Below are 26,798 nucleotides of genomic sequence, written 5' to 3' on the forward strand. Positions count from 1 at the left end.
ATGGTTATGGTAGAAGGATTACTGACAACGTACATTGACTTACGCCACCCATGCTGCCCGTTGCGGCAGCTGTAAAAGGAGAGACCATGAAGCAAGTCGTCTATGTCGCCAGCCCGGACAGCCAGCAGATCCACGCCTGGCAATTGGCCGGTGACGGTACGCTCACCCTGTTGCAGACCGTTGACGTCCCCGGCCAGGTTCAGCCGATGGTGTTGCGCCCGGACAACCGTTACCTGTACGTCGGCGTGCGCCCGGCATTCGGGGTGGTGAGCTACCGCATCGCCGATGACGGTAAACTGGAGCAGGCCGGTATGGCCCCGCTGCCGGGCGGCCCGACCCACCTGGAGACCGATTTGCAGGGGCGTTTCCTGTTCGCCGCCTCCTACAGCGGCAACTGCGTCAGCATCAGCCCGATCGGGCAGGATGGCGTGGTACAGGCCGCCACCCAGACGCTGGAAAATCTGCAGGCACCGCACTCCGCCAACATCTCGCCGGACAACCAGCTGCTGCTGATCCCCTGCCTGAAAGAGGACCGCATCCGCCTGTTCGACCTGGCGCAGGACGGCACCGCCACCCCGCACCAGCCGGAGGCGCTCGCCGCCGCCGAAGGGGCCGGGCCGCGCCATATGGCGTTCCACCCGAACCACCGCGTGGCTTATTGCGTCAACGAGCTGAACAGCAGCGTGGACGTCTACCAGCAGGACGGGCAGGGCGGCTACCGCCAGGTGCAGTCCCTTAACGCGATGCCGGATGATTTCGCCGACACCCGCTGGGCGGCGGACATCCATATCACGCCGGACGGCCGTTTCCTCTACACCACCGACCGCACCGCCAGCCTGCTGAGCCTGTTCCAGGTCTCGGAAGACGGCAGCGTGCTGACGCTGGCGGGTCACCACCCGACCGAAACCCAGCCGCGCGGCTTCAACATCGACCACAGCGGCCGGTATGTGATCACCGCCGGGCAGAAATCTGCCGGGATTGAAGTGGCGAAAATCGATCAGGCCACCGGCGCACTGAGCACGCTGGCCCGCTACGACGTCGGCCAGGGCCCGATGTGGGTCACCATCCTCGACCTCGACAAGCAGTATTCGTCAGTGGAGTAAGGTGTCCTTTGCGGCATAAAAAAGCCGGCCCCTGGGGCCGGCTTTTTGCGTTTCAGCGCACTCAGTTAAACGTCACCGTTAAGCTGGCGTTGCCGAGGCTGTGGTGGTGCAGGTTGAAACCGAGCATCGCGCCGCTGGTGTTGTCGTCCACGTCGAGGTGGTCAACGTCCAGGGCGTGTACGGTGAACTGGTAGCGGTGGGTCTCGGTTTTCGGCGGGGCTGCGCCGCCGTAACCGGCTTTGCCGAAGTCGGTGCGGGTCTGCACCGCGCCCGCTGGCAGGCCGCCTTTGCCGGAACCGGCACCGGTAGCGAGTTCGCGCACGTCAGCCGGAATATTGGCGACGCCCCAGTGCCACCAGCCGGAGCCGGTCGGGGCGTCCGGATCGTAGACGGTGATGGCGAAACTTTTGGTGCCTTCCGGCACGCCGTCCCACGCCAGGTGCGGCGACAGGTTTTCCCCGCTGTAGCCCATGCCGTTAAACACCTGCTGTTGCGGCATCTTGTCGCCGTCTTTCAGATCGTTACTGCGTAAAGTAAATGCCATGTGTTCCCCTGAATCTCGGTGGTAAAACGTGGCGGCCGCAGCCGCCCCAGGCAGGGATCTCTACCCTAAACGCCCAGCTTTTTCAATAACATCTGTGCGGTGGCCGCTGAGGAGCCGGGGTTCTGCCCGGTCACCAGGTGGCCGTCGTCAATGACGTAACTTTTCCAGTCCGCCTCTTTGCTGTACTCGCCGCCCATGCGTTTCAGCTCATCTTCCACCAGATAGGGCACGATTTTGGTCAGGCCCACCGCGTCCTCTTCGCTGTTGCTGAAGCCGGTGACGCGCTTGTCCTGCACCAGCGGGGTGCCGTCCGGTTTTTCGGCGTTGCGCAGCACAATCGGCGCATGGCACACCGCCGCCACCGGTTTGCCCGCGGCGTAGAGGGTATTGATGATCATCAGTGACTTACGGTCATTCACCAGATCCCACAGCGGGCCGTGGCCGCCGGGGTAGAACACCGCGTCATACTCATTGGCGTTGATCGCATCCAGCGGCTGCGTGTTCGCCAGCGCCTGCTGCGCCGCCTGATCCTGACGGAAGCGTTCGGTGTACTCCGTCTGGGCGTCTGGTTCGTCACTTTTCGGGTCGAGCGGCGGCTGGCCGCCTTTGGGCGAGGCCACGGTCACCTCCGCACCCGCGTCAATGAATTCGTAATAGGGGGCGGCAAACTCCTCCAGCCAGAAGCCGGTTTTTTTGCCGGTGTCACCCAGCTGATCGTGCGAGGTCAAAACCATCAGAATCTTCATTACGTCCTCCTCTTCATAAGGTGATGGGCGGGGAATCAGTCGTCATCCCCAACGCGAACCACCACTTTGCCGAAGTTTTTGCCTTCCAGCAGGCCAATCAGCGCCTGCGGGGCGTTCTCCAGCCCGTCCGTGACATCCTCACGGAAGTTGATTTTGCCCGCCTTGAACCACTCACCCATCTGGGCGGCGAACTCCGGGTAACGATGGCCGTAGTCATCAAAAATGATAAAGCCCTGCATCCGCAGGCGCTTGCGCAGGATCAGCCCCGCCAGCTGCGGCAGGCGGTCCGGGCCGTCCGGCAGGCCGGTGGCGTTATACTGCGCCACCACGCCGCACACCGGGATGCGCGCCTTGCTGTTGAGCAGCGGCATCACGGCATCAAACACCTTACCGCCGACATTCTCATAATAGACGTCGATGCCGTCCGGGCAGGCCGCGGCCAGTTGCGCCTCCAGGTCGTCCGCGCGGTGGTCAATGCAGGCATCAAAACCGAACTGCTCCACGGCGTAGCGGCACTTCTCCTCGCCCCCGGCGATGCCGATGGCGCGGCAGCCCTTGAGTTTGGCGATCTGCCCGACCATCGAGCCGACCGGGCCGGTGGCCGCGGCCACCACCACGGTTTCACCCGGCTGCGGGTTGCCGATGTCCAGCAGCCCCATGTAGGCGGTAAAGCCCGGCATGCCGAGCACGCCCAGCGCCAGCGACGGGTGCTCGGCGATGTGGTCATCGAGCTTCTGCACCTTGTCACCCGGCATCACGCTGTAGTCCTGCCAGCCGGTGCTGCCGAGCACCCAGTCGCCTTCCTGGAAATCGGGGTGGCGGGAGGTAACCACTTTGGAGACCGCGCCGCCGGTCATCACCTCACCGATCTGCACCGGTGCGGCGTAGGAGGGGGCATCGCTCATGCGGCCGCGCATGTACGGGTCAAGCGAGAGGTAGACCGTGCGCAGCAGCACGTCGCCCTCGGCGGCCTCCGGGATCGGCTGCTCTTCCAGACGGAAATTGTCGGCAGTGGGGGCACCCTGCGGGCGGGACGCCAGCACCAGACGGCGGTTTACGCTATTGCTTTGACTCATCACTCACTCCTGTTCGCGGAAAAAGGAATACCATCCCTAAGTATAGGCATGAGTTCTTAGGATTTTATGCGGCGGTAGCGGCGGGGAACGGCGGGATGCGCCGGAAGCGGCGCGGGGCGGGTATCCGCAGGGCAAAAAAAGGGGAAGCGGCCGCGCTTCCCCTGTTTGGTCAGCCCAGTGCGGCAGCGATAGCACCGGTGAGGCGCGTCAGCTGCGCCGGGGTAATGATGTAAGGCGGCATCAGGTAGATCAGTTTGCCGAACGGCCGCACCCAGACCCCATGATCCACAAAGTGGCGTTGCAGGCCGGCCATCTCCACCGGGTCATGCAGCTCTACCACGCCAATCGCCCCCAGCACCCGCACGTCTGCCACCGCCGGGTGGGCGGCCAGCGGCATCAGCTCCGCGTTGAGCTGGGTTTCAATCGCCGCGACCTGCGCCTGCCAGCGGTTTTCCGCCAGCAGCGCCAGGCTGGCTGTGGCCACCGCGCAGGCCAGCGGGTTGCCCATAAAGGTCGGCCCATGCATAAAGCAGCCCGCCGCGCCGTTGCTGATGGTCTCCGCCACCTGCCGGGTGGTGAGGGTGGCCGAGAGCGTCATATAGCCGCCGGTCAGCGCCTTGCCGAGGCAGAGAATATCGGGCGTGATCCCGGCGTGTTCACAGGCGAACAGCTTGCCGGTGCGGCCGAAGCCGGTGGCGATCTCATCGGCAATCAGCAGGATGCCGTGCCGGTCGCACAGCGCCCGCACCGCCTTCAGGTAGTCCGGGTGGTAGATGCGCATCCCGCCCGCGCCTTGCACCACCGGCTCCAGGATCACCGCGGCGATCTCCGTGGCGTGCTGCGTCAGCAGCTGTTCAAACGGGGCGATGTCTTTGGCGTCCCACGTTTCGTGGAAGCCGCACTGCGGTGCCTCGGCAAACAGGTGGTGCGGCAGGTAGCCCTGGTAGAGGCTGTGCATCGAGTTTTCCGGGTCACACACCGCCATCGCGCCGAAGGTGTCGCCGTGGTAGCCGCGTTTCAGCGTCAGGATGCGCTGGCGCTTTTCGCCGCGCGCCTGCCAGTACTGCATCGCCATCTTCAGCGCCACTTCCACCGCCACCGAGCCGGAGTCCGCCAGGAACACGCACTCCAGCGCCTCCGGGGTGATCGCCACCAGCTGGCGGCAGAGCGCCACCGCGGCCGGGTGGGTAATGCCGCCGAACATCACATGGGCCATCTGCCCCAGTTGCGCGGTGGCCGCCGCATTCAGCGCCGGGTGGTTATAACCGTGGATCGCTGCCCACCACGAGGACATACCGTCCACCAGCGTGCGGCCGTCCGCCAGCGTCAGCTCCGCCCCCTGCGCGGCCACTACCGGGTAGCAGGGGAGCGGGGTGGTCATGGAGGTGTAGGGGTGCCAGATGTGGCGTTGGTCGAAGGCAATATCGTCGTGGGTCATCAGCAAGTCCGGCAAAAACGGTAAACCATAAAGTCTACAGAAGGTTTACCGTAAACTGAAGTGATCTGTTTTTGGTTGACAGGTGCACGCCGTTATTTACACTGTGCCCACAACACCGATAAGGAGATGCCGCCGTGGCACAACGTATTCACTGGACGCCGGAAACCACCCAGGCGCTGTTTGAGAAGCCTTTTTTAGAGCTGATGTTCGAAGCACAACACGTCCACCGCCAACACTTTGACCCGCGTCAGGTGCAGGTCAGCACGTTGCTGTCGATCAAGACCGGGGCCTGCCCGGAAGACTGCAAATACTGCCCGCAAAGCTCGCGCTACAAAACCGGGCTGGAGGCGGAGCGGCTGATGCAGGTCGATCAGGTGCTGGAATCGGCGCGGCAGGCGAAAGCGGCCGGGTCGACCCGTTTCTGCATGGGCGCGGCGTGGAAAAACCCGCATGACCGTGACATGCCTTATCTGGAGCAGATGGTGCAGGGCGTGAAGGCGATGGGCATGGAGACCTGCATGACCCTCGGCACGCTGAACAGCGAGCAGGCGCAGCGCCTGGCGCACGCCGGGCTGGACTTCTACAACCACAACCTCGACACCTCGCCGGAGTTCTACGGCAGCATCATCACCACCCGCAGCTATCAGGAGCGGCTGGACACGCTGGACGAAGTGCGCGGCGCGGGCATCAAAGTCTGTTCCGGCGGCATCGTCGGGCTGGGTGAAACGGTGCGTGACCGAGCCGGGCTGCTGATGCAGCTGGCCAACCTGCCGACCCCGCCGGAGAGCGTGCCGATCAACATGCTGGTGAAGGTCAAAGGCACGCCGCTGGCGGACAATGAAGACGTCGACCCGTTCGACTTTATCCGCACCATCGCGGTGGCGCGCATCATGATGCCGACCTCCTACGTGCGCCTCTCGGCCGGGCGTGAGCAGATGAGCGAGCAGACCCAGGCGATGTGCTTTATGGCGGGGGCCAACTCGATCTTCTACGGCTGCAAACTGCTGACCACGCCGAACCCGGCAGAAGACAAAGACCTGATCCTGTTCCGCAAACTGGGGCTGAACCCGCAGGCCACCGGCGTGGAGCACGGCGACAACCAGCAGCAGCAGGCGCTGGCGGCGCAGCTGCTCAACGCTGACAATGACCAGTTCTACAACGCGGCAGCGCGCTAGGCATCATGGGCTGGCAATCACGCATTGAGGCCGCGCTCACTGAGCAGCACCGCACGGCCGCCTACCGCCGCCGGGTGCCGCTTTCCGGCGGCAACCAGCGGCAACTGGTCCATGAAGGGCAGACCTGCCTCAACTTCTCCGGCAACGACTACCTCGGCCTCAGCCGCCACCCGGCGGTGGTGGCGGCATGGCAGCGCGGCGCGGCGGAGCACGGCGTCGGCAGCGGCGGCTCCGGCCACGTCACCGGCTACAGCGAGGTACACCAGCGGTTTGAGCAGCGGCTGGCGGACTGGCAGGGCTACCCGCGCGCGCTGCTGTTTATCTCCGGCTTTGCCGCCAACCAGGCGCTGCTGGCGGCGCTGTTGCAGCCGGAAGACCGGGTGCTGGCCGACCGGCTGAGCCACGCCTCCCTGCTGGAGGCAGCGCTGCATGCCCCCTGCAGCCTGCGCCGTTTTGCCCATAACGACGCCGCTGCCTTATCACGCCTGCTGGCGAAACCGGTCAGCGGCGAGACGCTGGTGGTCACGGAAGGGGTCTTCAGCATGGACGGCGACGCCGCACCGCTGAAGGCGCTGGCGGCCGATGCGCAGGCGCACCGCGCCTGGCTGCTGGTGGATGACGCCCACGGCATCGGCGTGGTGGGGGAACAGGGCGCGGGCAGTTGCCGCGCGCAGGGGGTGCGGCCCGATCTGCTGGTGCTGACCTTCGGCAAGGCGTTCGGCGTCAGCGGCGCGGCGGTGCTGTGTGATGACGCCACCGCCGAATTCCTGCTGCAACGGGCGCGGCACCTGATCTACAGCACCGCGATGCCTGCGGCACAGGTCTGCGCGCTGGACGCCGCGCTCACGGCGCTGATAGAGGGCGACGCCCTGCGCGACCGCTTGCAGCAGCATATCCGCCGCTTCCGGGAAGGCGTGGCGGGGCTGCCGTTACAGCTGGCGGCATCCGCTACCGCCATCCAGCCGCTGATCGTCGGGGAGAACCAGGCGGCGCTGGATCTGGCCGCCGGGCTGCGTGCGCGCGGCATCTGGGCCAGCGCCATCCGCCCGCCCACGGTGCCGCCCGGCAGCGCCCGGCTGCGCCTGACCCTGACCGCCGCCCACCAACCGGGCGATATCGATACCCTTCTGGAGGCACTTCATGCTGCATGTGGCTGAACCCGTAGACAAACAGGCGGTGGCGGCGGCATTCAGCCGCGCCGCAGAGAGTTATGAGGGCGCGGCCGCCTTGCAGCGCCGGGTCGGTGAGCGGCTGATGGCGCTGGCGGCGGTGCCGGCCGGGGCCACGGTGCTGGATGCCGGTTGCGGCACCGGCCACTTCAGCCGCCGCTGGCGCGCCGCCGGGCACCCGGTGGTGGCGCTGGATCTCGCGCCGGGCATGGTGCAGAAGGCTGAGGCGCTGGCATCGGCCGACCGCTACCTGACCGGCGACATCGAAGCGCTGCCGCTGCCGGATTCCGCCGTGGATGTGGTGTTCAGCAGCCTGGTGGTGCAGTGGTGCGACGCGCTGCCCCGGGTGCTGGCAGAGCTGACCCGCGTCACCCGCCCCGGCGGGGTGATCCTGTTCTCCACGCTGGCGGACGGCTCGCTGGCGGAGCTGGCCGAAACGTGGCAGCAGATCGACGGTGTCGGGCACGTCAACCGCTTCCTGACCCCGGAGCAGATCGCCGCGGCCTGCGCGCCTTACCGGCATGAGCTGGGCTTCAGCCGGGAGCGGGAGCAGTTTGCGGATGTGCGGGCGCTGATGCGTTCGCTGAAGGGCATCGGCGCGACCCACCTGCATCAGGGGCGTGCGCCGGGGCTGACCGGCCGCCGACGGCTGGAGACGCTGGAACAGGTGTTCCCGCGCCATAACGGGCAGTGCCCGCTGAGTTACCATGTCGCTTATGGAGTGATTTACCGTGATTAAACGCTATTTTGTGACCGGCACCGACACCGAAGTCGGCAAAACCGTGGCCAGCAGCGCGCTGTTGCAGGCGGCGGCACGCGCCGGCTACCAGACGGCCGGTTACAAACCGGTGGCCTCCGGCAGTGAGGAGACCGCCGACGGCCTGCGCAACAGTGACGCGCTGGCGTTACAGCAGAACAGCACACTGGCGCTGCGTTATGACGAAGTGAACCCTTACACCTTCGCGGAGCCGACCTCGCCGCACATCGTCAGCCGGGATGAGGGGCGGCCGATCGACCCGGCGGTGCTCTCCGCCGGGCTGCGGGCGCTGGAGGCGCGGGCGGAGTGGGTGCTGGTAGAAGGGGCGGGCGGCTGGTTCACCCCGCTGGGCGAGGCGTTCAGCTTTGCCGACTGGGTGGTGCAGGAGCAACTGCCGGTGATTCTGGTTGTCGGGGTAAAGCTCGGCTGCATCAACCATGCGCTGCTCACCGCCGCCGCGGTGCAGGCCGCCGGGCTGCCGCTGGCGGGCTGGGTCGCCAACGATGTGCAGCCACCGGGGCGGCGGCACGCCGAGTACCTGGAGACACTGCAACGCCTGCTGCCTGCGCCGATGCTGGGTGAAATCCCCTACCTGGACGACCTCAGCCACCTGCCCGGCACCGCGCTGGATCTCACCCGCCTCACATCAGGTAGTCGCTGATCAGCCGGTCATCCAGCTGATCCAGCGTCCCCGCCGCCACATTACGCCCGCGGTCCAGCAGGCAGAAGCGGTCAGCCACGCGGCGGATAAAGGGCAACTCATGCTCCACCAGCAGCACCGTGACCCCGAGGTCACGGTTCAGCCGGTGGATGATATTGCCCATCTCCGCCACCATATCGGGCGCGCTGCCCTCGGTCGGCTCATCCAGGATCAGCAGCTCCGGCTCCGGCACCAGCGCGCGGGCGATCGCCAGCTGCTGCTGCTGGAAGGTGCTCAGCTCCCCGGCGCGGCGGCTGCCCATGTCATGCAGCGCCGGGAACAGGTCAAACACCAGCGTCGGGATCTGGCGGCGCTGGTGCTGCGCTGCCCGCAGCGCCACGTGCAGGTTCTCATCCACACTTAACTGCGAAAAGATCTGCCGCCCCTGCGGCACATAGCTGATGCCGAGCGCGGCGCGGCTCTCCACCGGCTGTTGCAGCAGGTTTTGCGGCGGTTGGTCACCGGTCTGCCAGATGACGGTGCCGCTCCTGACCGGCAGGTGCCCCATGATGCAGTTCACCAGCGTGGTTTTCCCGACCCCCGCCCGGCCCAGCAGGCAGGTACACTCGCCGCGCGGCAACTCCAGATTAACATCCCATAAGGTATGGGTCGGTCCATAGAACTGGTTGACTGATTTTACGCTTAACATCAGGCACTCTCCCGATACGCGATGATGCAGGGTGTGATAAGGCATAAGGGCAGGGGTTCCTGCGCCCGGCTGCCCGTTATGAAAAAGGATAGTCTGCCGGTCAGGGTGAACCCCCCATAATCACTAACTGATAAGCAATCCCCAGGCCAACTTCACGGCGCGTAATGAAAAGGGGAAAGTTACATGTTTGTTAACAGATAAACCGGGAAACAAGGTGAAAAAAAGATAAGCGGGGTTAATCAGTATGGCGGAGCGGGGCGGGGGCCTGCACCCTGCCGGTGCCTCAGGGATGATGCTGGTGCACTCTTAACCGCTGCCCCGCTGCCCGGCACCGCCCCAGGCAATAAAAACGGCCTTCCGGGGATTGGCAAGGGGTAGCGTTAGTCTTTATCAGCATATATAGCCAGTGGAAACGGGATAAAATTAACTAAAAAAAGCCATTTGTCCCCTGATGCAGAGGCAAAGCGTGCTTTTTGCCAACTCCCGCCGCGCGTGGCGCTGTGTGAGTTATCCACCATTCCTGTGGATAACCTTGTGTATGAGTGTGCGAAAACTCTCCGCAAGCAAGGCGGGGCGCGGGTTGGGCCCGGATCGCTGCGAAACGCCTCTTTTTATAAAATCACTTTTTTATCAACACATTACTAAAAAACAAGTGAGGTAAAAATGAGGGCGGTGATTTTGTTGCAGCCTTGTCTCATTTTTCTCATCAGGTTAATTTGCGTCGCGTTCTGGGGATAAAAGTCAACCTGTGATAAAACCATCATTTTTTCGTCACCTGACCCGGGCAGATCCCGCCGCTGCCGGAAAGCGGGCAGCGGATGCGCCGAAAAAGTGCGCTTGAACCTGGAATTATATCCAGTAGAATAGAGGTGGCAAAAATTACACCGGCTTCCATAATTAGTAGCCGTGTAACCCCGTTCCGCGTCGCGGGCCGGGTCAGGTTTTTTCGCGGCAGCCGGCCGCGTCTCTCCAACAGGTAGCCTATCAATGAGTAAAGTGTTCAAACTGCGTTCCGATTTCAAGCCGTCCGGGGATCAGCCCGAGGCGATCCGCCGCCTGGAAGAGGGGCTGGAGAACGGGCTGGCGCACCAGACGCTGCTGGGGGTGACCGGCTCCGGCAAGACCTTTACCGTGGCCAACGTCATCGCTGACCTTAACCGGCCGACCATGGTGCTGGCACCCAACAAGACGCTGGCGGCCCAGCTGTACGGCGAGATGAAGGAGTTCTTCCCGGAGAACGCCGTGGAGTATTTCGTCTCCTACTACGACTACTACCAGCCGGAAGCCTATGTGCCCAGCTCCGACACCTTCATCGAGAAAGATGCGGCGGTGAACGAGCATATCGAGCAGATGCGGCTCTCCGCCACCAAGGCGCTGCTGGAGCGGCGTGACGTGGTGGTGGTGGCCTCGGTCTCTGCCATCTACGGCCTGGGTGACCCGGACGCCTACCTGAAAATGATGCTGCACCTGACGCGCGGCATGATCATCGACCAGCGCTCGATCCTGCGTCGGCTGGCGGAGCTGCAATACGCCCGTAACGATCAGGCGTTCCAGCGCGGCACCTTCCGCGTGCGCGGCGAGGTGATCGACATCTTCCCGGCGGAGTCGGACGATCTGGCGCTGCGGGTGGAGCTGTTTGACGAGGAGGTGGAGCGGCTGTCGCTGTTTGACCCGCTCACCGGCCACCTGGAGCAGGATGTGCAGCGCTTCACCATCTACCCGAAAACCCACTACGTCACCCCGCGGGAGCGCATCCTGGAGGCGATGGAAGGGATCAAGGTGGAGCTGGCTGACCGCCGCAAGTCGCTGCTGGAGAACAATAAACTGCTCGAGGAGCAGCGTATTACCCAGCGCACCCAGTTTGACCTGGAGATGATGAACGAGCTGGGCTACTGCTCCGGCATCGAAAACTATTCGCGCTACCTCTCCGGCCGCGCGCCGGGCGAAGCGCCGCCGACGCTGTTTGACTACCTGCCGGCTGACGGCCTGCTGGTGATTGACGAGTCCCACGTTACCATCCCGCAGATCGGCGGCATGTACCGCGGCGACCGGGCGCGTAAAGAGACGCTGGTGGAGTACGGTTTCCGTTTGCCGTCCGCGCTGGACAACCGGCCGATGCGCTTTGAGGAGTTTGAGGCGCTGGCCCCGCAGACCATCTACGTCTCCGCCACGCCGGGCAACTACGAGCTGGAGAAATCGGGCGGCGAGGTGATCGACCAGGTGGTGCGGCCGACCGGCCTGCTCGACCCGTTGATCGAAGTGCGCCCGGTGGGCACCCAGGTGGATGACCTGCTGTCGGAGATCCGCAAGCGCGTGGCGATCAACGAGCGTGTGCTGGTCACCACCCTGACCAAACGCATGGCCGAGGACCTCACCGAATACCTGGAAGAGCACGGCGAGCGGGTGCGCTACCTGCACTCGGACATCGACACCGTGGAGCGCGTGGAGATCATCCGCGACCTGCGCCTGGGCGAGTTCGATGTGCTGGTGGGCATCAACCTGTTGCGTGAGGGGCTGGACATGCCGGAGGTGTCGCTGGTGGCGATTCTGGATGCGGACAAAGAGGGCTTCCTGCGCTCTGAGCGCTCGCTGATCCAGACCATCGGCCGTGCGGCGCGTAACCTTAATGGCAAGGCGATCCTCTACGGGGACAAGATCACCAACTCCATGGCGCGTGCCATTGAGGAGACGGAGCGCCGCCGCGCCAAACAGCAGGCGTACAACGAAGAGCACGGCATCACGCCGCAGGGGCTGAACAAACGCATTGCCGACATCCTGCAACTGGGCCAGCCGACCTCGCGCACCAAGCAGAGCAAGCGTGCGGCCGAGGCCAAAGCGACCTATCAGGCGCTGTCGCCCAAAGCGCTGGACAGCAAAATCCGCGAGCTGGAGGCGAAAATGTACGTCCATGCGCAGAATCTGGAGTTTGAGGAAGCGGCCAGCGTACGTGATGAGATCCATCAGTTGCGCGAGCAGTTTATCGCCGCCTCCTGATGGTTTGCCGGGGCGCGCAAACCTGTTAAGGTGTGCGCCCCCGATTTCAGAGGCGCACGGCGATGACGCAAAACAAGGCTTCCCACACCCCGAAAGACCCGCTGCACGGCATTACGCTGGAGCAGCTGCTGACCGCCCTGGTGGCGCACTACGGCTGGCCGGGCCTGGCCCAGCGCATCAGCATCAACTGCTTCAAGAGTGACCCCAGCATTAAATCCAGCCTGAAATTCCTGCGCCGTACCCCGTGGGCGCGCCAGAAAGTCGAAGAGCTTTATATCGACACCCAGCACGGCAACCCCTGGAAACAGCCCTAAAAAAACCGCCGGAAGGCGGTTTTTTTGTCTCACGCGGGCGCGGTTATTTCATCAGTTGCAGGGCGCGGTCCAGCGCCAGCCGCAGCAGTTCGCGGTCATGCCGGTAGGGGATGTCGCTCGCTTCCAGCGGCTGCTGGACAATCAGCCGGTCGGTGATGCCGCGGGTATCCACGCGCGGCCCGGCAACAATTGCCTGAATCGCCTTGCGGCCGATGCGCTGCTCCATCAGCGCCAGCTTGTCCGCCAGGGAGAGCGAGGCGGCCGCCACGCTCAGCTCCCGGCCGAGGTTGCCGACGTAGATCACCGGGGCAGTGCTGCGGCGCAGCGCGGTGGCCAGCTCCTCCAGCAGCAGCAGCGGCATCAGGCTGGTGAGGAAGCTGCCCGGCCCGATCAGGATGATGTCAGCGTGGGTGATGGCGTCAATCGCCTCCTGGGTGGCGGGCACCGGCGGCGACAGCATCAGCTGTTGCGGCATGTGCTGCAACTGGTCGACGTCCACTTCGCCATACACGTGGTTGCCTTCGTGGTCGAGCGCCACCAGATCCACCGGCTGTTCAGACATCGGGATCAGCTGCGCTTCCACCTTCAGCAGGCTGCGCACCAGGTTGATCGCCTCCAGCGGCCGCACGCTGAGGTTATCCAGCGCTTTCAGCATCAGGTTGCCGAGGTTGTGCCCGGCCAGCTCGCCGTTGCCGGTGAAGCGGTACTCGAACATCGCGGAGGCGACGCTGGGTTCGGTGATCAGCTGGTTCAGGCAGTTGCGCATGTCCCCCCAGGCGATGCCGCCCTCAGAGCGGCGGATGCGGCCGGTGGAGCCGCCGTTGTCAGTGGTGGTGACAATGCCGGTCAGCCGGGAGCCGAGCGAGGAGAGGGCGGACATCACCCGGCCCAGGCCGTGGCCCCCGCCGAGGGCGACCACTCTGTCCAGATCGGCCAATGTTCTGTTGCGCATACTGCTCCTTGGGTATGAAAAGCGTGGGCCGTGCGGGATGGCCCGGCGTGACGGCGGCGATTTTACCTGAATTTTTTACCGGCTGTTACCATTGGATAAGAAGCAAGCGGTTGCGTACCAAAATGCGTTATATATCAATATATATAGCGAAAAAGCAGATTGGCGCTGTGGGCAAATTAGCGCTAAGATTTCCCTCTCAACAAGGTCTTACCCCCCGCTGAAGTCGGTGGGTTTTTGATCAACATCCTAGCCTTTGCGCCTAAGTCATTTAAAAGCTTCAGACTAATGATATGGCGCCCTGGCCGTGGCGTATGCCACCAGGGTGCGAGGCAGAAATGCCTGCATCTCCCGTATTTGGAAAGGTGTTACTGGTGCCCCAACTTACCGATGCTTTTGCGCGCAAGTTTTACTACCTGCGCCTGTCAATTACTGACGTGTGTAACTTCCGTTGCACTTACTGCTTACCGGATGGCTATAAATCAGCCGGCCATGCCAAAAAAAGCTTTCTTTCACTGGATGAGATCCGCCGCGTCACCCGCGCGTTTGCCGAACTCGGCACCGAAAAGGTGCGCCTGACCGGCGGTGAGCCGAGCCTGCGCCGCGACTTTTGCGAGATCATCGCTGCCGTGCGCGAGAACCCGCAAATCCGCACGCTGGCGACCACCACCAACGGCTACCGCATGGCGCGGGACGTCGCGGCCTGGCGTGACGCCGGGCTGACGGCGATCAACGTCAGCGTCGACAGCCTCGACGCCCGCCAGTTCCACGCCATTACCGGGCAGGACAAATTCCGCCAGGTGATGGAAGGGATCGACGCCGCCTTTGAGGCGGGGTACGAAAAGGTCAAGGTCAACGCGGTGCTGATGCGCGACGTCAACCACAAACAGTTACCGGCGTTCCTTAACTGGATCAAAGACCGGCCGATCCAGCTGCGCTTTATCGAGCTGATGGAAACCGGCGACGGCAGCGACCTGTTCCGCAAACACCACGTCTCCGGTGAAGTGATCCAGCGCCAGCTGATGCAGCAGGGCTGGCAGCTGCAGCTGCGCGGCCGCAGCGACGGCCCGGCGCTGGTGTTCCGCCACCCGGACTACCAGGGTGAGATTGGCCTGATCATGCCCTATGCCAAAGACTTCTGTGAAAGCTGCAACCGCCTGCGCGTCTCCGCCATCGGCAACCTGCACCTCTGCCTGTTTGGCGAGCAGGGCGTGCCGCTGCGCGACCTGCTGGCGGATGACCGCGACCACGAGGCGCTGCTGGACCGCATCCAGGGCGGGCTACGCCGTAAAAAGCAGACCCACTTCCTGCATGAGGGCAACACCGGCATCACGCAGAACCTTTCATTTATCGGCGGCTGATCCGCTGCCTGACAAGGAGCTTCCATGAGCAAATCCCGCGGTGAATTTGTGCCCGCCCAGCTTGCGGTGCTGACCGTCTCCGACTCCCGCACCGACGCGGATGACACCTCCGGTGACTACCTGCGCGAGGCGGCGCACGAGGCGGGGCACAAGGTGGTGGTGAGCCGGATCGTCAAAGATAACCGTTACCAGATCCGCGCCGTGGTCTCGGCGTGGATTGCCGACCCGGATGTGCAGGCGATTCTGATCAACGGCGGCACCGGCTTCTCAACGCACAACACCACGCCCGAGGCGCTGCGGCCGCTGTTTGACCGTGAAATCGAGGGCTTCGGCGAGCTGTTCCGCATGGCCTCCTATGAGGAGATCGGCACGTCGACCATCCAGTCGCGCGCCATCGGCGGCATCGCCAACCAGACGGTGATTTTCGCCATGCCCGGCTCTACCCGCGCCTGCCGCACCGCCTGGGAGCGCATCATCGCCGAGCAGCTGGATGCCCGCCACGGCCCCTGTAACTTTATTCCGCATCTGAAAGCACTGCCGCAGGCAGACGCGCCGGATACCACCGAGTAAGAGAGTGTTATGTCCCAACTGACCCACATCAATGCCGACGGCGAGGCCCACATGGTGGATGTCTCCGCCAAGGCGGAGACCGTGCGCGAAGCGCGCGCCGAAGCCTTTGTTGAGATGCTGCCCGCCACGCTGGCGATGATCATCGACGGCAGCCACCACAAGGGCGACGTCTTCGCCACGGCCCGCATCGCCGGGATTCAGGCCGCCAAAAAAACCTGGGATCTGATCCCGCTCTGCCACCCGCTGCTGCTGACCAAGGTCGAGGTGCAGCTTGAGGCGCAACCGGAACATAACCGGGTGCGCATTGAGTCGCGCTGCCGCCTGAGCGGCAAAACCGGCGTGGAGATGGAGGCGCTGACGGCCGCCTCGGTGGCCGCCCTGACCATCTATGACATGTGCAAGGCGGTGCAGAAAGACATGGTTATCGGCCCGGTGCGCCTGCTGGCAAAAAGCGGCGGCAAATCCGGCGACTTCAGGGCGGACGTATGATTGAGATTCTGTTTTTCGCGCAGGTGCGCGAGCTGGTCGGCACCCCGTCCCTGACGCTGCCGGCAGAGTTTAAGGACGTCGATGCCCTGCGGCAGGCGCTGTGCACACGCGGTGACCGCTGGGCGCTGGCGCTGGAGGCGGGCAACCTGCTGGCGGCGGTGAACCAGTCGCTGGTGGCGATGGACCACCCGTTACAGGCGGGCGATGAAGTCGCCTTCTTCCCGCCGGTCACCGGGGGCTGATGATGGAAAACACCCGCATCCGCGTCGGCGCGGAACAGTTCAGCGTCGGTGATGAGTACCAGTGGCTGGCCGCCTGTGATGACGACGGCGCAGTGGTGACCTTCACCGGCAAAGTGCGCAACCACAACCTCGGCAGTGACGTCAGCACCCTGACGCTGGAGCACTACCCCGGCATGACGGAAAAAGCGCTGGCGGAGATCGTCACTGAGGCGCGCCAACGCTGGGCGCTGCAACGCATCTCCGTTATCCACCGCATCGGTGCCATGTACCCCGGCGATGAGATTGTGTTTGTCGGTGTCACCGCCGCCCACCGCGGCATGGCGTTTGACGCGGCGGAGTTCATCATGGATTACCTGAAAACCCGCGCGCCGTTCTGGAAGCGCGAAGCGACGCCGGAAGGGGAGCGCTGGGTCGACGCCCGGGACAGCGACCACCAGGCCGCCGGCCGCTGGGCGTAGCCCGCAGCCGGGCGGTCGTTGTCAGGCGGTTGCCCCGGCTGTGCTAAACTATACCTTTATGGGGGCTGCCGGTTGCAGCCTGATTTTTCTGTCACTTACGCAAAAGGTTTCACATGGACAGATATCCGCGTTCCAATAACTCCATCATCCAGGGTGCCGGCACCGGCATCCAGACCTACATGGCCCAGGTCTACGGCTGGATGACCTGCGGCCTGCTGCTGACGGCGTTCGTCTCCTGGTATGCCGCCAATACCCCGGCGGTGATGCAGGCGATCTTCTCCAGCCAGATCACCTTCTTTGGGCTGATTATCGCCCAGCTGGCGGTAGTGTTTGTGCTCTCCGGGCTGGTGAACCGCCTGAGCGGGGCCGTGGCCACGGCGCTGTTTATGCTCTATTCGGTGCTGACCGGCCTCACCATGTCGAGCATCTTTGTGCTCTACACCTACTCCTCTATCGCCAGCACCTTTGTGGTGACCGGCGGGATGTTCGGGGCGATGAGCCTGTTCGGCTACACCACCAAGCGTGACCTGAGCGGCATGGGCAGTATGCTGTTTATGGCGCTGATCGGCATCGTGCTGGCGTCCGTGGTGAACATCTGGCTGAAGAGCACCGCGCTGATGTGGGCCGTGACCTATATCGGGGTGCTGGTGTTCGTCGGCCTCACCGCCTACGACACCCAGAAGCTGAAAAACATCGGCGAACAGCTCGACCCGGCTGACCGCGACGGCTTCCGCAAATACTCCATCGTCGGCGCGCTGACGCTCTACCTCGACTTCATCAACCTGTTCCTGATGCTGCTGCGCATCTTCGGCAACCGCCGTTAAGCAGGGTGCAGCAAACAAAAAACCGGGCATTGCCCGGTTTTTTTCTGCCTGCGGGTCAGCGCCGCCGCGGCACCCGTTTCACGTTCAGCCAGAGTTGCAGGGTGTTGATGATGATAATGATGGCCGTGGCGATAAACACCCAGCGGAAGCCCGCCAGCGCCGAGATGCCGGAGCCGATCAGCGGCCCGGCGACGTTGCCGAGGTACATAAATGACTGGTTGTAGCCGAAGATCCGCCCGGTGACCTGCTCGCTGCTGTGCTTCATCAGCAGCGTCTGCACCGCGGGCAGCAGCGCGCCGTCGGCAAAGCCGAGCAGGAAGCGCAGCACCGCCAGCTGCACCGGCGTGGTGACCCAGGACATCAGGAAAAACAGCAGCATGGCGAACAGCAGCGCCGCCAGCAACACCCGCTCGGTGCCGATGCGATCACCCAGCCGCCCGAGCCGGGGCGCGGCCAGCAGCGCCGAGACGCCCGGCACCGCGGCGATCACCCCGCTGATAAAGGCGATGTTGTCGTTGGCCGGGGTCAGCGCCTGGATAAACAGCGCCAGGATCGGGCCGATAGAGCCGTTCGCCAGCTGGATGGTCAGGGTGGTGCAGAACAGGCTGATGATAAGCATAGGGTAGGGCAGGGAGGCGAACACCGCCTTGCCGCTGAGCTTGTCCGCTTTGCTTACCACCACCACCCGCTCCTTGATCAGGAACAGCGTCACCAGGAAGCTGATAAACAGCATCCCGGCGGTCATAAAGAACACCACCCGCAGCCCGACGTGGTCAGCCATAAAGCCGCCCAGCAGCGGGCCTAAAATCACGCCGGAGATCTGGCCGGTGGAGAGGGTGCCGAGCGCCCAGCCGCTTTTGTCCCGCGGCACCTGCGAGGCCACCAGCGCCATCGCGTTCGGGATATAGCCGGAGGTCAGCCCCATCAGGGTGCGCAGGATAAACAGCTGCCAGACGTTGGTGGCGAAGCCCTGCAACAGCATCACCACCGCCATGCCGAGGGAGGCGCGCAGCAGCATCAGCTTGCGCCCTTTGCGGTCTGCCAGGCTGCCCCACATCGGCGCGACAACCGCCGACACCATAAAGGTGCCGCTGAAGACCAGCCCCGACCAGAGGCTCAGTGACGCATGGCCCTGCACGCCGAGCTGCGCAATATAAAGCGGCAGGAACGGCAGGATCTGGCTCATTGCCAGCCCCGTGAAAAAGCAGCCGAGCCACACCGAGAACAGATTAACCTTCCAGGTTTCCATGGTTCCTGAATACCCTTTTTTGCAGGGGAAACAAGCCTGAAGAGTAGCAGGTGCGCCAGTGGCGGTAATAACAAAAAAGCGTGGGATTTTATGTCAAAGGTGGGAAAGCCCCGTGCCAGCCTGCGGAAAAACGCCCGTGCGCCCCGGTTTTTTTCATCACAATGTGACCGGCCGCATAATATTTCACGTATCCCGGGGGTTATCTGCTACACTTTGCGCAACTGGCGCACTCGCAGTTTGTGCCGAATCCTCGTGGTAATGCCTCATCTTGCCTCGTCTGAATATCTCCCCGGAAACTGCACCAACCTTGTTGGTAACGGGAGATCTGGAGCTTTACTCTTTATGTCATTTGATTCTCTCGGTTTACATACCGATATTCTGCGTGCGGTCGAAGAACAGGGTTATCGTGAGCCTACCCCTATTCAGCGTCAGGCGATCCCGGTCGTACTGGAAGGCCGTGACCTGATGGCCAGCGCCCAGACCGGTACCGGTAAAACCGCCGGTTTTACCCTGCCGCTGCTGCACCTGCTGAACAAAACCCCACACCAGAGCAAGGGCCGCCGCCCGGTGCGCGCCCTGATCCTGACGCCGACCCGTGAACTGGCGGCGCAGATTGGCGAGAACGTCGACGCCTACAGCAAACACCTGCGCCTGCGCTCGCTGGTGGTCTTCGGCGGGGTCAGCATCAACCCGCAGATGATGAAACTGCGCGGTGGCGTGGATGTGCTGATCGCCACCCCAGGCCGCCTGCTCGACCTGGAACACCAGAACGCGGTGGATCTCTCCCAGATCGAAATCCTGGTGCTGGACGAAGCGGACCGGATGCTCGACATGGGCTTCATCCACGACATCCGCCGCGTGCTGGCCAAACTGCCGGCCAAACGCCAGAACCTGCTGTTCTCCGCGACCTTCTCTGACGAGATCAAAGCGCTGGCGAACAAGCTGCTGCACAACCCGGCGTCGGTGGAAGTGGCCCGCCGCAACACCGCCTCTGAGCAGGTGGCGCAGAGCGTCCACTTCGTGGACAAGAAGCGCAAACGGGAACTGCTGTCGCAGATGATCGGCACCGGTGACTGGCAGCAGGTGCTGGTGTTTACCCGCACCAAGCACGGCGCCAACCACCTGGCGGAGCAGCTGAACAAAGACGGCATCACCGCTGCGGCGATCCACGGCAACAAGAGCCAGGGCGCGCGTACCCGTGCGCTGGCAGACTTCAAAGACGGCCGCATCCGCGTGCTGGTGGCGACCGACATCGCGGCGCGCGGGCTGGACATCGACCAGCTGCCGCACGTGGTGAACTATGAGCTGCCGAACGTGCCGGAGGATTACGTCCACCGCATCGGCCGTACCGGCCGCGCGGAAGCCACCGGTGAGGCGATCTCGCTGGTCTGCATCGATGAGCATAAACTGCTGCGTGACATCGAGCGCCTGCTGAAGAAAGAGATCCCGCGCATCGCCCTGCCGGGCTATGACCCGGACCCGACCATCAAGGCGGAGCCGATCATCAACGGCCGCCAGGGTGGCGGCCGTGGGCAGGGTGGTGGCCGCGGCAACGGCGGCGGCCAGCGCAGCGGTGCCCCGCGCACCGGCGAAAGCCGCAACGGCCAGCCGCGCCAGCGCCAGGAGCACAGTGACGGCCAGCGCCGCCCGAGCCGCCCAAGCCAGCCGCGCCGCTCGCGCCCGGCCGGCAAAGCGGACTGATTGCCCCGCGTTCTGAGAAAAAGCTGCCTGCGGGCAGCTTTTTTTTTGCCTGTGGCCTGTACCGTCGCACAGCGATTGCCCCGGACAGGGCATCGCCCGTATCATGTCGCACTCTTTTTCTGAGGTATCCGGCAATGCGTGTATTACTCGCCCCGATGGAGGGCGTCCTCGACTCACTGGTGCGGCAACTGCTCAGCGAGGTCAACGATTACGATCTCTGCATCACGGAGTTCCTGCGGGTCGTCGACCAGCTGCTGCCGGCGAAATCCTTCCTGCGCCTCTGCCCGGAGCTGGAACACCAGAGCCGCACCCCCTCCGGCACCCTGGTGCGGGTGCAGCTGCTGGGGCAGCACCCGCAGTGGCTGGCGGAGAACGCCGCGCGTGCCGTGGATCTCGGCTCCTACGGCGTGGATCTCAACTGCGGCTGCCCGTCGAAACTGGTGAACGGCAGCGGCGGCGGGGCGACGCTGCTGAAAGACCCGGAGCTTATCTACCGCGGCGCGAAAGCGATGCGCGAGGCGGTGCCGGCGGCGCTGCCGGTCACGGTGAAGATCCGGCTGGGCTGGGATTCCGGCAGCCGCAGCCTGGAGATTGCCGATGCGGTGCAGCAGGCCGGGGCCACCGAGCTGGCGGTGCACGGCCGCACCAAAGAGGATGGCTACAAAGCGGAGCGCATCAACTGGGCGGCGATTGGCGAGATCCGGCAGCGCCTCACCATCCCGGTGATCGCCAACGGCGAAATCTGGGACCACGCCAGCGCGCAGGCGTGCATGGCGGCCACCGGCTGTGACGCGGTGATGCTGGGGCGCGGCGCGCTCAACGTGCCGAACCTCAGCCGGGTGGTGAAGTATAACGAGCCGCGCATGCCGTGGCCGGAGGTGGTCAGGCTGCTGCAAAAATATGTGCGGCTGGAGAAGCAGGGCGACACCGGCCTCTACCATGTGGCGCGCATCAAACAGTGGCTCGGCTACCTGCGCAAAGAGTATGACGAGGCCACGGCGCTGTTTACGGAGATCCGCACCCTGACCTCATCGGGGGCTATTGCCCGGGTGATTGATCGTCAGTAGCCGGTGCCTCGTCCCAGTAGCGGTACTGGTAGGCGGTGCTGAGGTTGCGCGTCAGGCGCATGGAAGGCAGCAGCTCGGTTTCAAACGTATCGCTCAGGGTGCAGTTGCCGGTCTCATCCCAGGACTGGCAGCGCTCCACACGGCTGGTCTGGCCGAACGGCGAGGAGGAGAAGGTCACCGATCCGCTCTCGCGGCCCTGCGGGTCGTAGCGGTAGGTGGTGCGGTCGCCGTCGGCGGCGATGGCGCTGAACAGCGCGCCCTGCGGCGTGTAGCGGTAACGGGTCTCCTGGTTGCTGAGCGCATCGCTGCCGCGCGTCACGCTGCGCACCAGCCGCAATTGGGGATCGTAGTCGTAGGTGCCGGTGGTAAACCCCGGTTCATCGTTGATGGTGAAGCGATCGGTTGAGGCGGTGATGTTGCCGCGCTTGCCGGTGGTAAAATACTGGGTGCCGCGCTTGCGGTTGACCAGCAGCGGCTGCCCGCCCTTCAGCACCGATACCCTGACCTCATACTCCGTGACCCAGCCCGGGTCGATCCGCAGGGTCTGGCTTACCATCTCCAGCCGGACGTTTTTCTCGGTTTTCTGGTACTTGAACACCGCCTCATCCAGGCGGCCGCAGCGGTCAATATTGCCGCTGAGGTGCACCTGCTGGTTGACGTCCTTGCCGAGCGTGCCGGAGACAAACTGCCGGATCTCCCCTTTGGCACTGCCGCCCAGCAAAATCTGGATGTTGCTCTCATTGACCTGGCGGTTTTTCACCACACAGGCGAGGTCGGCGGCCGCGGCGCCGTGCATGCCGGCCGCCAGAACGATCCCTGTCACTACCTTGCGCGCTATGCCCATTGTTTATCCGTGATTGAGAGAGGTCTTCCCTTTATCGTAGCGGATAGGCGGGGCAGCGTCAGGCGCGTTTCGTGGGTTATAGCGCCATATCAATCACGATGCGGCCTTCAATCTTCCCGGCGTGCATCCGGGCAAAAATGTCATTGATATTCTCCAGCGGCTCGGTGGCAATGGTGGCGTGCACTTTGCCTTCCCCGGCAAAGTTGAGCGCCTCCTGAAGATCGAGCCGGGTACCGACGATGGAGCCGCGCACTGTGGTGCCGTCCAGCACCATGTCAAAAATCGACAGCTCGAAGTTGCCCGGCGGCAGCCCGTTCAGCGCAATGGTGCCGCCGCGGCGCGTCATGCCGATCGCCTGCTGGAAGGCGATGGGGGAAACCGCCGTCACCAGCGCGCCGTGCGCGCCGCCGATCTCTTTTTTCAGGCAGGCGGCCGGGTCTTGCTGGCGGGCGTTCACCGTCACCGTCGCGCCCAGCCGTGACGCCAGCGCCAGTTTGCTGTCATCCACGTCTACCGCCGCCACGTTCATGCCCATCGCTTTGGCGTACTGCACCGCCAGGTGCCCCAGCCCGCCGATGCCGGAGATCACCACCCACTGGCCGGGTTTGGTCTCCGTCATCTTCAGCCCCTTGAATACCGTCACCCCGGCGCAGAGGATCGGCGCAATCTCGGTAAAGCTGACGTTATCCGGCAGGATGCCGACGTAATTGGCATCCGCCAGCGTGTATTCGGCAAAGCTGCCGTTGACGGAGTAGCCGGCATTCTGCTGCTTCTCGCACAGGGTTTCCCAGCCGCCGAGGCAGTGTTCGCAGTGGCCGCAGGCGGAGTAGAGCCACGGCACGCCGACGCGGTCGCCCTCTTTCAGGTGGGTGACGCCCGCCCCGACGCTGACCACATGGCCGACCCCTTCATGGCCGGGAATAAACGGCGGGTTGGGCTTCACCGGCCAGTCGCCCTGAACCGCATGGAGATCGGTGTGGCAGACGCCGGTGGCGGCAATTTTCACCAGGATCTGCCCGGGGCCGACGGACGGCACCGGCACCTCTTCTATCTGGAGCGGTTTGTTGAATGCATGCACAACTGCGGCTTTCATTGTCATTGCCATAAAAACTCCTTGGAAAGGAGGCAGCCACCGGAACGGGCTGCCGGGTGCCCGTTAAGCGTAGGCGAAAGGGGGGAGAAGCGGGCAGACCGGGAAGAACATGCACGGCTGCGCGGCGGTGACAACCGGGCCGCATGCCGCGCCGGCCGGGGCGCGGCGACGCCTGCCCGCCGCGGGGGATTTCAGATTAACCTGATAAACAGAAGGGATTAAGGGGGCGGCATAGCCTGCGGTTGCCGGGCATCAAACCGGGTGGCGTAACCGCGCTGGCGGAAGGCCTCCACCAGATAATCCACAAACACCCGCGTCTTGGGCGGCAGCAGCGTGCGGTGGGCGTAGTACACCGAAATGGTGCCGATGTCGACGTACCAGTCCGGCAGCAGGCGCACCAGCGCCCCGGAGGCCAGCCAGGGCAGGGCGTCCGGCAGGGTGATCAGCGCCACGCCCAGCCCCTGCAAGGCCGCCTGGCGCATTGCCAGCGGATCGTTGACCACCAGCGATTCATTCAGCATCGCGGCCTGCGCCTCGCCCGCCGCATTGCGCAGCGCCCAGCGGTGCAGGCGGCCGGTATTGGCCGACCGCAGCAGGATGCCGTCAAAGTCCGCCAGATCGTCCGGCGTGGCGGGCAGGGCGCGCCCGGCCAGCAATGCCGGGGCGGCCACCGCAATACAGTGCGCCGGGGCCAGTGAGCGCGCCACCCGGCCCGGCGTCAGGGCGAAACCGCCGCCGATGGCCACATCAATCCCTTCAGCAATCAGGTCGGCCGCGCGGTTATCACACAGGCACTCCGGGCGGATGGCCGGGTAACGCGCCACAAACGCCGGCAGCAGCGGCAGCAGGTAGTCGGTGCCGAACGCCAGCGACATGCTGATTTTCAGCACGCCCGCCGGTTCGCCCTGCTGGGTGGTCTGCGCCGCAATCGCTGCCTGCAAGCCGTCAAGGTGGCCGCCAATCGCCAGCCGGAAACGCTCGCCCGCCTCAGTCAGCGTCAGCTTGCGGGTGCTGCGCAAAAACAGCCGCTGCCCCAGGTTGCGCTCCAGCATCGCCACATTGCGGCTCACCGCCGCCGGGGTCAGCCCCAGCCGCCGCGCCGCGGCAGAAAAGCTGCCGCTCTCGGCACTGCGCACAAAAGATTCAATATTCGCCAGCGTTTCCATCGGGTGACCTTCAAGCATCGGTTGAAAATGATAGTCATCACTATGGGCTAATCAGCGGGGAACCGGAAGCGTAGGCTTAAGCCATACCGACATACCGGCCATTCCGGCTTAACCGACGAGGAACAGATCATGACAATCGGCATTATTGGTGCAGGCGCTATCGGCAGTGCATTGGCCCGTGCATTGGCACGCCATAACATCCCGGCGATGATCGCCAACCGCCGCGGCCCGCAGACGCTGGCGGCGCTGGTGGAGGAGACAGGCCCGGCGCTCACGGCCGTGACCCGCGAACAGGCGGCACAGGCGGACATCGTCTTTCTGGCGGTGAACTGGTCGGCGCTGCCGCAGGCGCTGGCTGACCTGCCGCCCTGGCAGAACCGCATCGTGATTGATGCCAACAACGCCATTGAGGCACCTTCGTTCCGCGCCGTGCCGCTGGGCGGGCGCACCTCCAGCGAGGTGGTGGCGGAAAGGCTGCCGGGCGCACGGCTGGTGAAAGCCTTTAACCACCTCAGCGCGCCGCTGTTGAGCGAGCCGCCGGAGAGCCACGGCGGGCAGCGGGTGCTGTTTTATGCCGGGGATGACGCCGATGCCAAACAGCAGGTGGCGGCGCTGATGGCGCAACTGGGGTTCGCGGGGCTGGATCTCGGCGGGCTGGTGGCGGGCGGGGCGCTGTTCCAGTTCCCCGGCGGCCCGCTGGCGGTGCACCATCTGGTCAGACTGGGGTAAAGGCGGGGCCGGGCAACCGGCCCCTGTTGTCACTTGCACTTTGTCACAAATAGTCCTGCATTATCCGGATGCTAACGGTATTCACGTAATTTATAATTCGCCGGCAATCTGGCGGGCAGTGTCCGATAATCCTGGCAAGTGACAGAGTATTTCATGTGAAAATCCCTTTTTTGGTTTTAAGCCTGCTCGCGGTCAGCGTGGGCGCAGTGGCAGCACCGGCCTCCACGGCCGTCAGCAATGCGGCAATTGCCGGTAAACTCACGCCGCTGGAGATCGCCTCCGGCAGTGCCATGGTGGTGGATATGCAGTCTCACCAGGTGATCTACTCCCGCAACCCCGATGAAGTGGTGCCGATCGCCTCCATCACCAAGCTGATGACCGCAATCGTCACGCTGGATGCCAAACTGCCGCTGGATGAGGTGATCGCCGTGGACATCCACAACACGCCGGAGATGCGCGGCGTCTTTTCGCGGGTGAAAATCGGCAGTGAGGCGAGCCGCCGCCTGATGTTGCAGATGGCGCTGATGTCCTCGGAGAACCGGGCGGCCGCCACGCTGGCGCACCACTACCCGGGCGGCTATGACGCCTTTATCCGCGCGATGAACGCCAAGGCGCGCGCGCTGGGCATGAGCCACACCCGTTATGTGGAGCCGACCGGGCTGTCGGTGCAGAACGTCTCCACCGCCCGCGACCTGACCAAGCTGCTGCAGGCCACCCGGCTCTATCCGTTGATCAGCCAGCTCAGCACCACCGAGCAGGCGCAGGTCAGCTTTGAGCACCCGCGTTACAGCCTGCCGTTCCGCAACACCAACCACCTGCTGAGCAACGGCAGCTGGAACATCCAGCTGACCAAAACCGGTTTTACCAACCAGGCGGGCCACTGCCTGGCGATGCGCACCACCATTAACCACCGGCCGGTGACGCTGGTGGTACTGGATGCGTTCGGGAAATATACCCACTTTGCGGATGCCAACCGGCTGCGCAGCTGGATGGAGACCGGGCGCGCCGCGCCGGTGCCGCAGGTGGCGAAGAACTACCGCAGGGAGAAGGATCAACAGCTCGACCACCCGACGGTGGCGCAGGCGATCGAATAACCGCCAGGGGGGACGCCGCCCTGTCCGGCCTCAGGGCCGGGCAGGGCGAAGAGGGGGCCGGTCAGAACAGCATTTTAAACACGCCGGTAAGGGTCAGCAGGCCAACAATAAAGATAATCGCGATAATCCATAAAATAATTTTCATACTTTTCTCCTGACTTCATCTGCAAAATACAACGTTCTGACGTTGTTCATCCCAATACGGCAGCGCGCTGCTCCTCGCCTTCCATGCCACCCCGGTTTGCTGGGCGGCGCATGTTCAGTATAGCCCGCTTTGCCCTTTCTGCCGGAAATCGC

28 protein-coding genes and 1 riboswitch are annotated in these 26,798 nt (G+C 64.0%); of the genes, 17 read left to right on the forward strand and 11 right to left on the reverse strand.

What is annotated here, in order from left to right:
- Positions 1 to 86 precede the first annotated feature (86 nt).
- A complete protein-coding gene (gene pgl / locus CYR32_RS17835) occupies positions 87 to 1,103 on the forward strand; it encodes a 6-phosphogluconolactonase (RefSeq protein ID WP_101826507.1) in 1,017 nt (338 codons plus the stop codon).
- A 61-nt stretch (positions 1,104 to 1,164) separates the two neighbouring features.
- Here pgl and CYR32_RS17840 read toward each other — a convergent pair whose 3' ends face one another.
- The 4 genes from CYR32_RS17840 to bioA form a co-directional block, all read right to left on the reverse strand.
- Positions 1,165 to 1,647, reverse strand: coding sequence for a kinase inhibitor (locus CYR32_RS17840; protein ID WP_101818019.1), 483 nt, complete (start codon positions 1,645 to 1,647; stop codon positions 1,165 to 1,167).
- A 65-nt stretch (positions 1,648 to 1,712) separates the two neighbouring features.
- Entirely contained in the window at positions 1,713 to 2,393 is a 681-nt protein-coding gene (locus tag CYR32_RS17845; protein ID WP_101826508.1) for a type 1 glutamine amidotransferase domain-containing protein, read from the reverse strand.
- Between the two features lie 35 nt (positions 2,394 to 2,428).
- On the reverse strand, positions 2,429 to 3,469 hold the full coding sequence (locus CYR32_RS17850) for an NADP-dependent oxidoreductase (protein WP_101826509.1): 1,041 nt from the start codon (positions 3,467 to 3,469) through the stop codon (positions 2,429 to 2,431).
- A 169-nt stretch (positions 3,470 to 3,638) separates the two neighbouring features.
- Positions 3,639 to 4,907 (reverse strand): adenosylmethionine--8-amino-7-oxononanoate transaminase, encoded by a 1,269-nt coding sequence (bioA, locus tag CYR32_RS17855; RefSeq protein WP_101826510.1) that lies wholly within the window; start codon positions 4,905 to 4,907, stop codon positions 3,639 to 3,641.
- A gap of 134 nt (positions 4,908 to 5,041) precedes the next feature.
- Between bioA and bioB the strand changes: the two genes are divergently transcribed.
- From bioB to bioD, 4 genes are read left to right on the forward strand one after another with little or no spacing between them, the layout of a single operon-like run.
- Positions 5,042 to 6,082, forward strand: a complete 1,041-nt coding sequence (bioB, locus tag CYR32_RS17860) for a biotin synthase BioB (protein ID WP_101826511.1) — start codon at positions 5,042 to 5,044, stop codon at positions 6,080 to 6,082.
- A gap of 5 nt (positions 6,083 to 6,087) precedes the next feature.
- Positions 6,088 to 7,239, forward strand: a complete 1,152-nt coding sequence (gene bioF / locus CYR32_RS17865) for an 8-amino-7-oxononanoate synthase (RefSeq protein ID WP_101826512.1) — start codon at positions 6,088 to 6,090, stop codon at positions 7,237 to 7,239.
- Entirely contained in the window at positions 7,223 to 7,990 is a 768-nt protein-coding gene (gene bioC / locus CYR32_RS17870) for a malonyl-ACP O-methyltransferase BioC (RefSeq protein WP_101826513.1), read from the forward strand. Before bioF ends, bioC begins: the two co-directional genes overlap by 17 nt.
- Positions 7,983 to 8,669, forward strand: a complete 687-nt coding sequence (bioD, locus tag CYR32_RS17875; RefSeq protein WP_101826514.1) for a dethiobiotin synthase — start codon at positions 7,983 to 7,985, stop codon at positions 8,667 to 8,669. The genes bioC and bioD overlap by 8 nt, the downstream gene beginning before the upstream one ends.
- Here the strand turns inward: bioD and CYR32_RS17880 are convergent.
- Positions 8,650 to 9,357 (reverse strand): ABC transporter ATP-binding protein, encoded by a 708-nt coding sequence (locus CYR32_RS17880; protein ID WP_101826515.1) that lies wholly within the window; start codon positions 9,355 to 9,357, stop codon positions 8,650 to 8,652. The two genes, bioD and CYR32_RS17880, sit on opposite strands and share 20 nt — an antisense overlap.
- A 987-nt stretch (positions 9,358 to 10,344) precedes the next feature.
- Between CYR32_RS17880 and uvrB the strand changes: the two genes are divergently transcribed.
- Positions 10,345 to 12,351, forward strand: a complete 2,007-nt coding sequence (gene uvrB, locus CYR32_RS17885) for an excinuclease ABC subunit UvrB (protein ID WP_101826516.1) — start codon at positions 10,345 to 10,347, stop codon at positions 12,349 to 12,351.
- Positions 12,352 to 12,413: 62 nt separating this feature from the next.
- Positions 12,414 to 12,665, forward strand: a complete 252-nt coding sequence (locus CYR32_RS17890) for a VF530 family protein (protein ID WP_072926145.1) — start codon at positions 12,414 to 12,416, stop codon at positions 12,663 to 12,665.
- A gap of 43 nt (positions 12,666 to 12,708) precedes the next feature.
- On the opposite strand, the gene CYR32_RS17895 is transcribed toward CYR32_RS17890, so the two are convergent.
- Positions 12,709 to 13,617, reverse strand: coding sequence for a gluconeogenesis factor YvcK family protein (locus CYR32_RS17895; protein WP_101826517.1), 909 nt, complete (start codon positions 13,615 to 13,617; stop codon positions 12,709 to 12,711).
- A 230-nt stretch (positions 13,618 to 13,847) separates the two neighbouring features.
- Positions 13,848 to 13,998, forward strand: a riboswitch (molybdenum cofactor riboswitch).
- On the opposite strand from CYR32_RS17895, the gene moaA reads away from it, so the two are divergent.
- The 6 genes from moaA to CYR32_RS17925 all read left to right on the forward strand — a co-directional run bounded on the left by moaA (position 13,986) and on the right by CYR32_RS17925 (position 17,558).
- Positions 13,986 to 14,975: a GTP 3',8-cyclase MoaA gene (gene moaA / locus CYR32_RS17900; protein WP_165698273.1), complete on the forward strand. Its 990-nt coding sequence runs from the start codon at positions 13,986 to 13,988 to the stop codon at positions 14,973 to 14,975. (Overlaps the previous riboswitch by 13 nt.)
- 24 nt (positions 14,976 to 14,999) lie before the next feature.
- Positions 15,000 to 15,545, forward strand: a complete 546-nt coding sequence (moaB, locus tag CYR32_RS17905; protein ID WP_101826518.1) for a molybdenum cofactor biosynthesis protein B — start codon at positions 15,000 to 15,002, stop codon at positions 15,543 to 15,545.
- A gap of 9 nt (positions 15,546 to 15,554) precedes the next feature.
- Positions 15,555 to 16,034, forward strand: coding sequence for a cyclic pyranopterin monophosphate synthase MoaC (gene moaC / locus CYR32_RS17910; RefSeq protein WP_101826519.1), 480 nt, complete (start codon positions 15,555 to 15,557; stop codon positions 16,032 to 16,034).
- Positions 16,031 to 16,276 carry a molybdopterin synthase sulfur carrier subunit gene (gene moaD, locus CYR32_RS17915; protein ID WP_101826520.1) on the forward strand — a complete coding sequence of 82 codons (246 nt, stop codon included), beginning with the start codon at positions 16,031 to 16,033 and terminating at the stop codon, positions 16,274 to 16,276. Before moaC ends, moaD begins: the two co-directional genes overlap by 4 nt.
- A 2-nt stretch (positions 16,277 to 16,278) precedes the next feature.
- A complete protein-coding gene (gene moaE / locus CYR32_RS17920; RefSeq protein WP_165698272.1) occupies positions 16,279 to 16,734 on the forward strand; it encodes a molybdopterin synthase catalytic subunit MoaE in 456 nt (151 codons plus the stop codon).
- A gap of 113 nt (positions 16,735 to 16,847) precedes the next feature.
- Positions 16,848 to 17,558 (forward strand): Bax inhibitor-1/YccA family protein, encoded by a 711-nt coding sequence (locus CYR32_RS17925; protein ID WP_101826522.1) that lies wholly within the window; start codon positions 16,848 to 16,850, stop codon positions 17,556 to 17,558.
- A 55-nt stretch (positions 17,559 to 17,613) separates the two neighbouring features.
- On the opposite strand, the gene CYR32_RS17930 is transcribed toward CYR32_RS17925, so the two are convergent.
- Positions 17,614 to 18,807 (reverse strand): multidrug efflux MFS transporter, encoded by a 1,194-nt coding sequence (locus CYR32_RS17930; protein ID WP_101826523.1) that lies wholly within the window; start codon positions 18,805 to 18,807, stop codon positions 17,614 to 17,616.
- A gap of 342 nt (positions 18,808 to 19,149) precedes the next feature.
- Between CYR32_RS17930 and rhlE the strand changes: the two genes are divergently transcribed.
- The gene (gene rhlE / locus CYR32_RS17935) at positions 19,150 to 20,508 is read left to right on the forward strand and encodes an ATP-dependent RNA helicase RhlE (RefSeq protein WP_101826524.1); all 1,359 of its coding nucleotides are present in this window, start codon (positions 19,150 to 19,152) and stop codon (positions 20,506 to 20,508) included.
- Between the two features lie 134 nt (positions 20,509 to 20,642).
- Positions 20,643 to 21,575, forward strand: a complete 933-nt coding sequence (dusC, locus tag CYR32_RS17940) for a tRNA dihydrouridine(16) synthase DusC (protein ID WP_101826525.1) — start codon at positions 20,643 to 20,645, stop codon at positions 21,573 to 21,575.
- Here the strand turns inward: dusC and CYR32_RS17945 are convergent.
- From CYR32_RS17945 to CYR32_RS17955, 3 genes are all read right to left on the reverse strand, one after another.
- Positions 21,547 to 22,419 (reverse strand): hypothetical protein, encoded by an 873-nt coding sequence (locus CYR32_RS17945; protein WP_101826526.1) that lies wholly within the window; start codon positions 22,417 to 22,419, stop codon positions 21,547 to 21,549. The two genes, dusC and CYR32_RS17945, sit on opposite strands and share 29 nt — an antisense overlap.
- Positions 22,420 to 22,495: 76 nt before the next feature.
- On the reverse strand, positions 22,496 to 23,524 hold the full coding sequence (gene adhP, locus CYR32_RS17950; protein ID WP_101826527.1) for an alcohol dehydrogenase AdhP: 1,029 nt from the start codon (positions 23,522 to 23,524) through the stop codon (positions 22,496 to 22,498).
- A 206-nt stretch (positions 23,525 to 23,730) separates the two neighbouring features.
- Complete coding sequence (locus CYR32_RS17955; RefSeq protein ID WP_101826528.1) at positions 23,731 to 24,678, reverse strand: LysR family transcriptional regulator; 948 nt, start codon at positions 24,676 to 24,678, stop codon at positions 23,731 to 23,733.
- Positions 24,679 to 24,807: 129 nt separating this feature from the next.
- On the opposite strand from CYR32_RS17955, the gene CYR32_RS17960 reads away from it, so the two are divergent.
- Both CYR32_RS17960 and pbpG read left to right on the forward strand, forming a co-directional pair.
- Positions 24,808 to 25,407 (forward strand): NADPH-dependent F420 reductase, encoded by a 600-nt coding sequence (locus CYR32_RS17960; RefSeq protein WP_101826529.1) that lies wholly within the window; start codon positions 24,808 to 24,810, stop codon positions 25,405 to 25,407.
- Between the two features lie 155 nt (positions 25,408 to 25,562).
- Complete coding sequence (gene pbpG, locus CYR32_RS17965) at positions 25,563 to 26,501, forward strand: D-alanyl-D-alanine endopeptidase (protein WP_101826530.1); 939 nt, start codon at positions 25,563 to 25,565, stop codon at positions 26,499 to 26,501.
- A gap of 61 nt (positions 26,502 to 26,562) precedes the next feature.
- Here pbpG and CYR32_RS22145 read toward each other — a convergent pair whose 3' ends face one another.
- On the reverse strand, positions 26,563 to 26,646 hold the full coding sequence (locus CYR32_RS22145) for a small membrane protein YohP (RefSeq protein WP_455423860.1): 84 nt from the start codon (positions 26,644 to 26,646) through the stop codon (positions 26,563 to 26,565).
- Positions 26,647 to 26,798: the final 152 nt, after the last annotated feature.

Source organism: Chimaeribacter coloradensis (assembly GCF_002858715.1).
Lineage (GTDB): Bacteria > Pseudomonadota > Gammaproteobacteria > Enterobacterales > Enterobacteriaceae > Chimaeribacter > Chimaeribacter coloradensis.

Excerpts from the sequence above, each read along its gene's own strand:
- pgl (WP_101826507.1), top strand. The coding sequence starts at position 87 with ATGAAGCAAGTCGTCTATGTCGCCAGCCCGGACAGCCAGCAGATCCAC.
- moaD (WP_101826520.1), top strand. The coding sequence starts at position 16,031 with ATGATTGAGATTCTGTTTTTCGCGCAGGTGCGCGAGCTGGTCGGCACC.
- CYR32_RS17925 (WP_101826522.1), top strand. The coding sequence starts at position 16,848 with ATGGACAGATATCCGCGTTCCAATAACTCCATCATCCAGGGTGCCGGC.
- rhlE (WP_101826524.1), top strand. The coding sequence starts at position 19,150 with ATGTCATTTGATTCTCTCGGTTTACATACCGATATTCTGCGTGCGGTC.
- moaC (WP_101826519.1), top strand. The coding sequence starts at position 15,555 with ATGTCCCAACTGACCCACATCAATGCCGACGGCGAGGCCCACATGGTG.
- bioF (WP_101826512.1), top strand. The coding sequence starts at position 6,088 with ATGGGCTGGCAATCACGCATTGAGGCCGCGCTCACTGAGCAGCACCGC.
- moaB (WP_101826518.1), top strand. The coding sequence starts at position 15,000 with ATGAGCAAATCCCGCGGTGAATTTGTGCCCGCCCAGCTTGCGGTGCTG.
- CYR32_RS17895 (WP_101826517.1), bottom strand. The coding sequence starts at position 13,617 with ATGCGCAACAGAACATTGGCCGATCTGGACAGAGTGGTCGCCCTCGGC.
- uvrB (WP_101826516.1), top strand. The coding sequence starts at position 10,345 with ATGAGTAAAGTGTTCAAACTGCGTTCCGATTTCAAGCCGTCCGGGGAT.
- CYR32_RS17930 (WP_101826523.1), bottom strand. The coding sequence starts at position 18,807 with ATGGAAACCTGGAAGGTTAATCTGTTCTCGGTGTGGCTCGGCTGCTTT.
- CYR32_RS22145 (WP_455423860.1), bottom strand. The coding sequence starts at position 26,646 with ATGAAAATTATTTTATGGATTATCGCGATTATCTTTATTGTTGGCCTG.
- CYR32_RS17880 (WP_101826515.1), bottom strand. The coding sequence starts at position 9,357 with ATGTTAAGCGTAAAATCAGTCAACCAGTTCTATGGACCGACCCATACC.
- CYR32_RS17955 (WP_101826528.1), bottom strand. The coding sequence starts at position 24,678 with ATGGAAACGCTGGCGAATATTGAATCTTTTGTGCGCAGTGCCGAGAGC.
- bioA (WP_101826510.1), bottom strand. The coding sequence starts at position 4,907 with ATGACCCACGACGATATTGCCTTCGACCAACGCCACATCTGGCACCCC.
- dusC (WP_101826525.1), top strand. The coding sequence starts at position 20,643 with ATGCGTGTATTACTCGCCCCGATGGAGGGCGTCCTCGACTCACTGGTG.
- moaE (WP_165698272.1), top strand. The coding sequence starts at position 16,279 with ATGGAAAACACCCGCATCCGCGTCGGCGCGGAACAGTTCAGCGTCGGT.
- CYR32_RS17945 (WP_101826526.1), bottom strand. The coding sequence starts at position 22,419 with ATGGGCATAGCGCGCAAGGTAGTGACAGGGATCGTTCTGGCGGCCGGC.
- CYR32_RS17845 (WP_101826508.1), bottom strand. The coding sequence starts at position 2,393 with ATGAAGATTCTGATGGTTTTGACCTCGCACGATCAGCTGGGTGACACC.
- CYR32_RS17840 (WP_101818019.1), bottom strand. The coding sequence starts at position 1,647 with ATGGCATTTACTTTACGCAGTAACGATCTGAAAGACGGCGACAAGATG.
- CYR32_RS17890 (WP_072926145.1), top strand. The coding sequence starts at position 12,414 with ATGACGCAAAACAAGGCTTCCCACACCCCGAAAGACCCGCTGCACGGC.
- CYR32_RS17960 (WP_101826529.1), top strand. The coding sequence starts at position 24,808 with ATGACAATCGGCATTATTGGTGCAGGCGCTATCGGCAGTGCATTGGCC.
- CYR32_RS17850 (WP_101826509.1), bottom strand. The coding sequence starts at position 3,469 with ATGAGTCAAAGCAATAGCGTAAACCGCCGTCTGGTGCTGGCGTCCCGC.
- adhP (WP_101826527.1), bottom strand. The coding sequence starts at position 23,524 with ATGGCAATGACAATGAAAGCCGCAGTTGTGCATGCATTCAACAAACCG.
- bioC (WP_101826513.1), top strand. The coding sequence starts at position 7,223 with ATGCTGCATGTGGCTGAACCCGTAGACAAACAGGCGGTGGCGGCGGCA.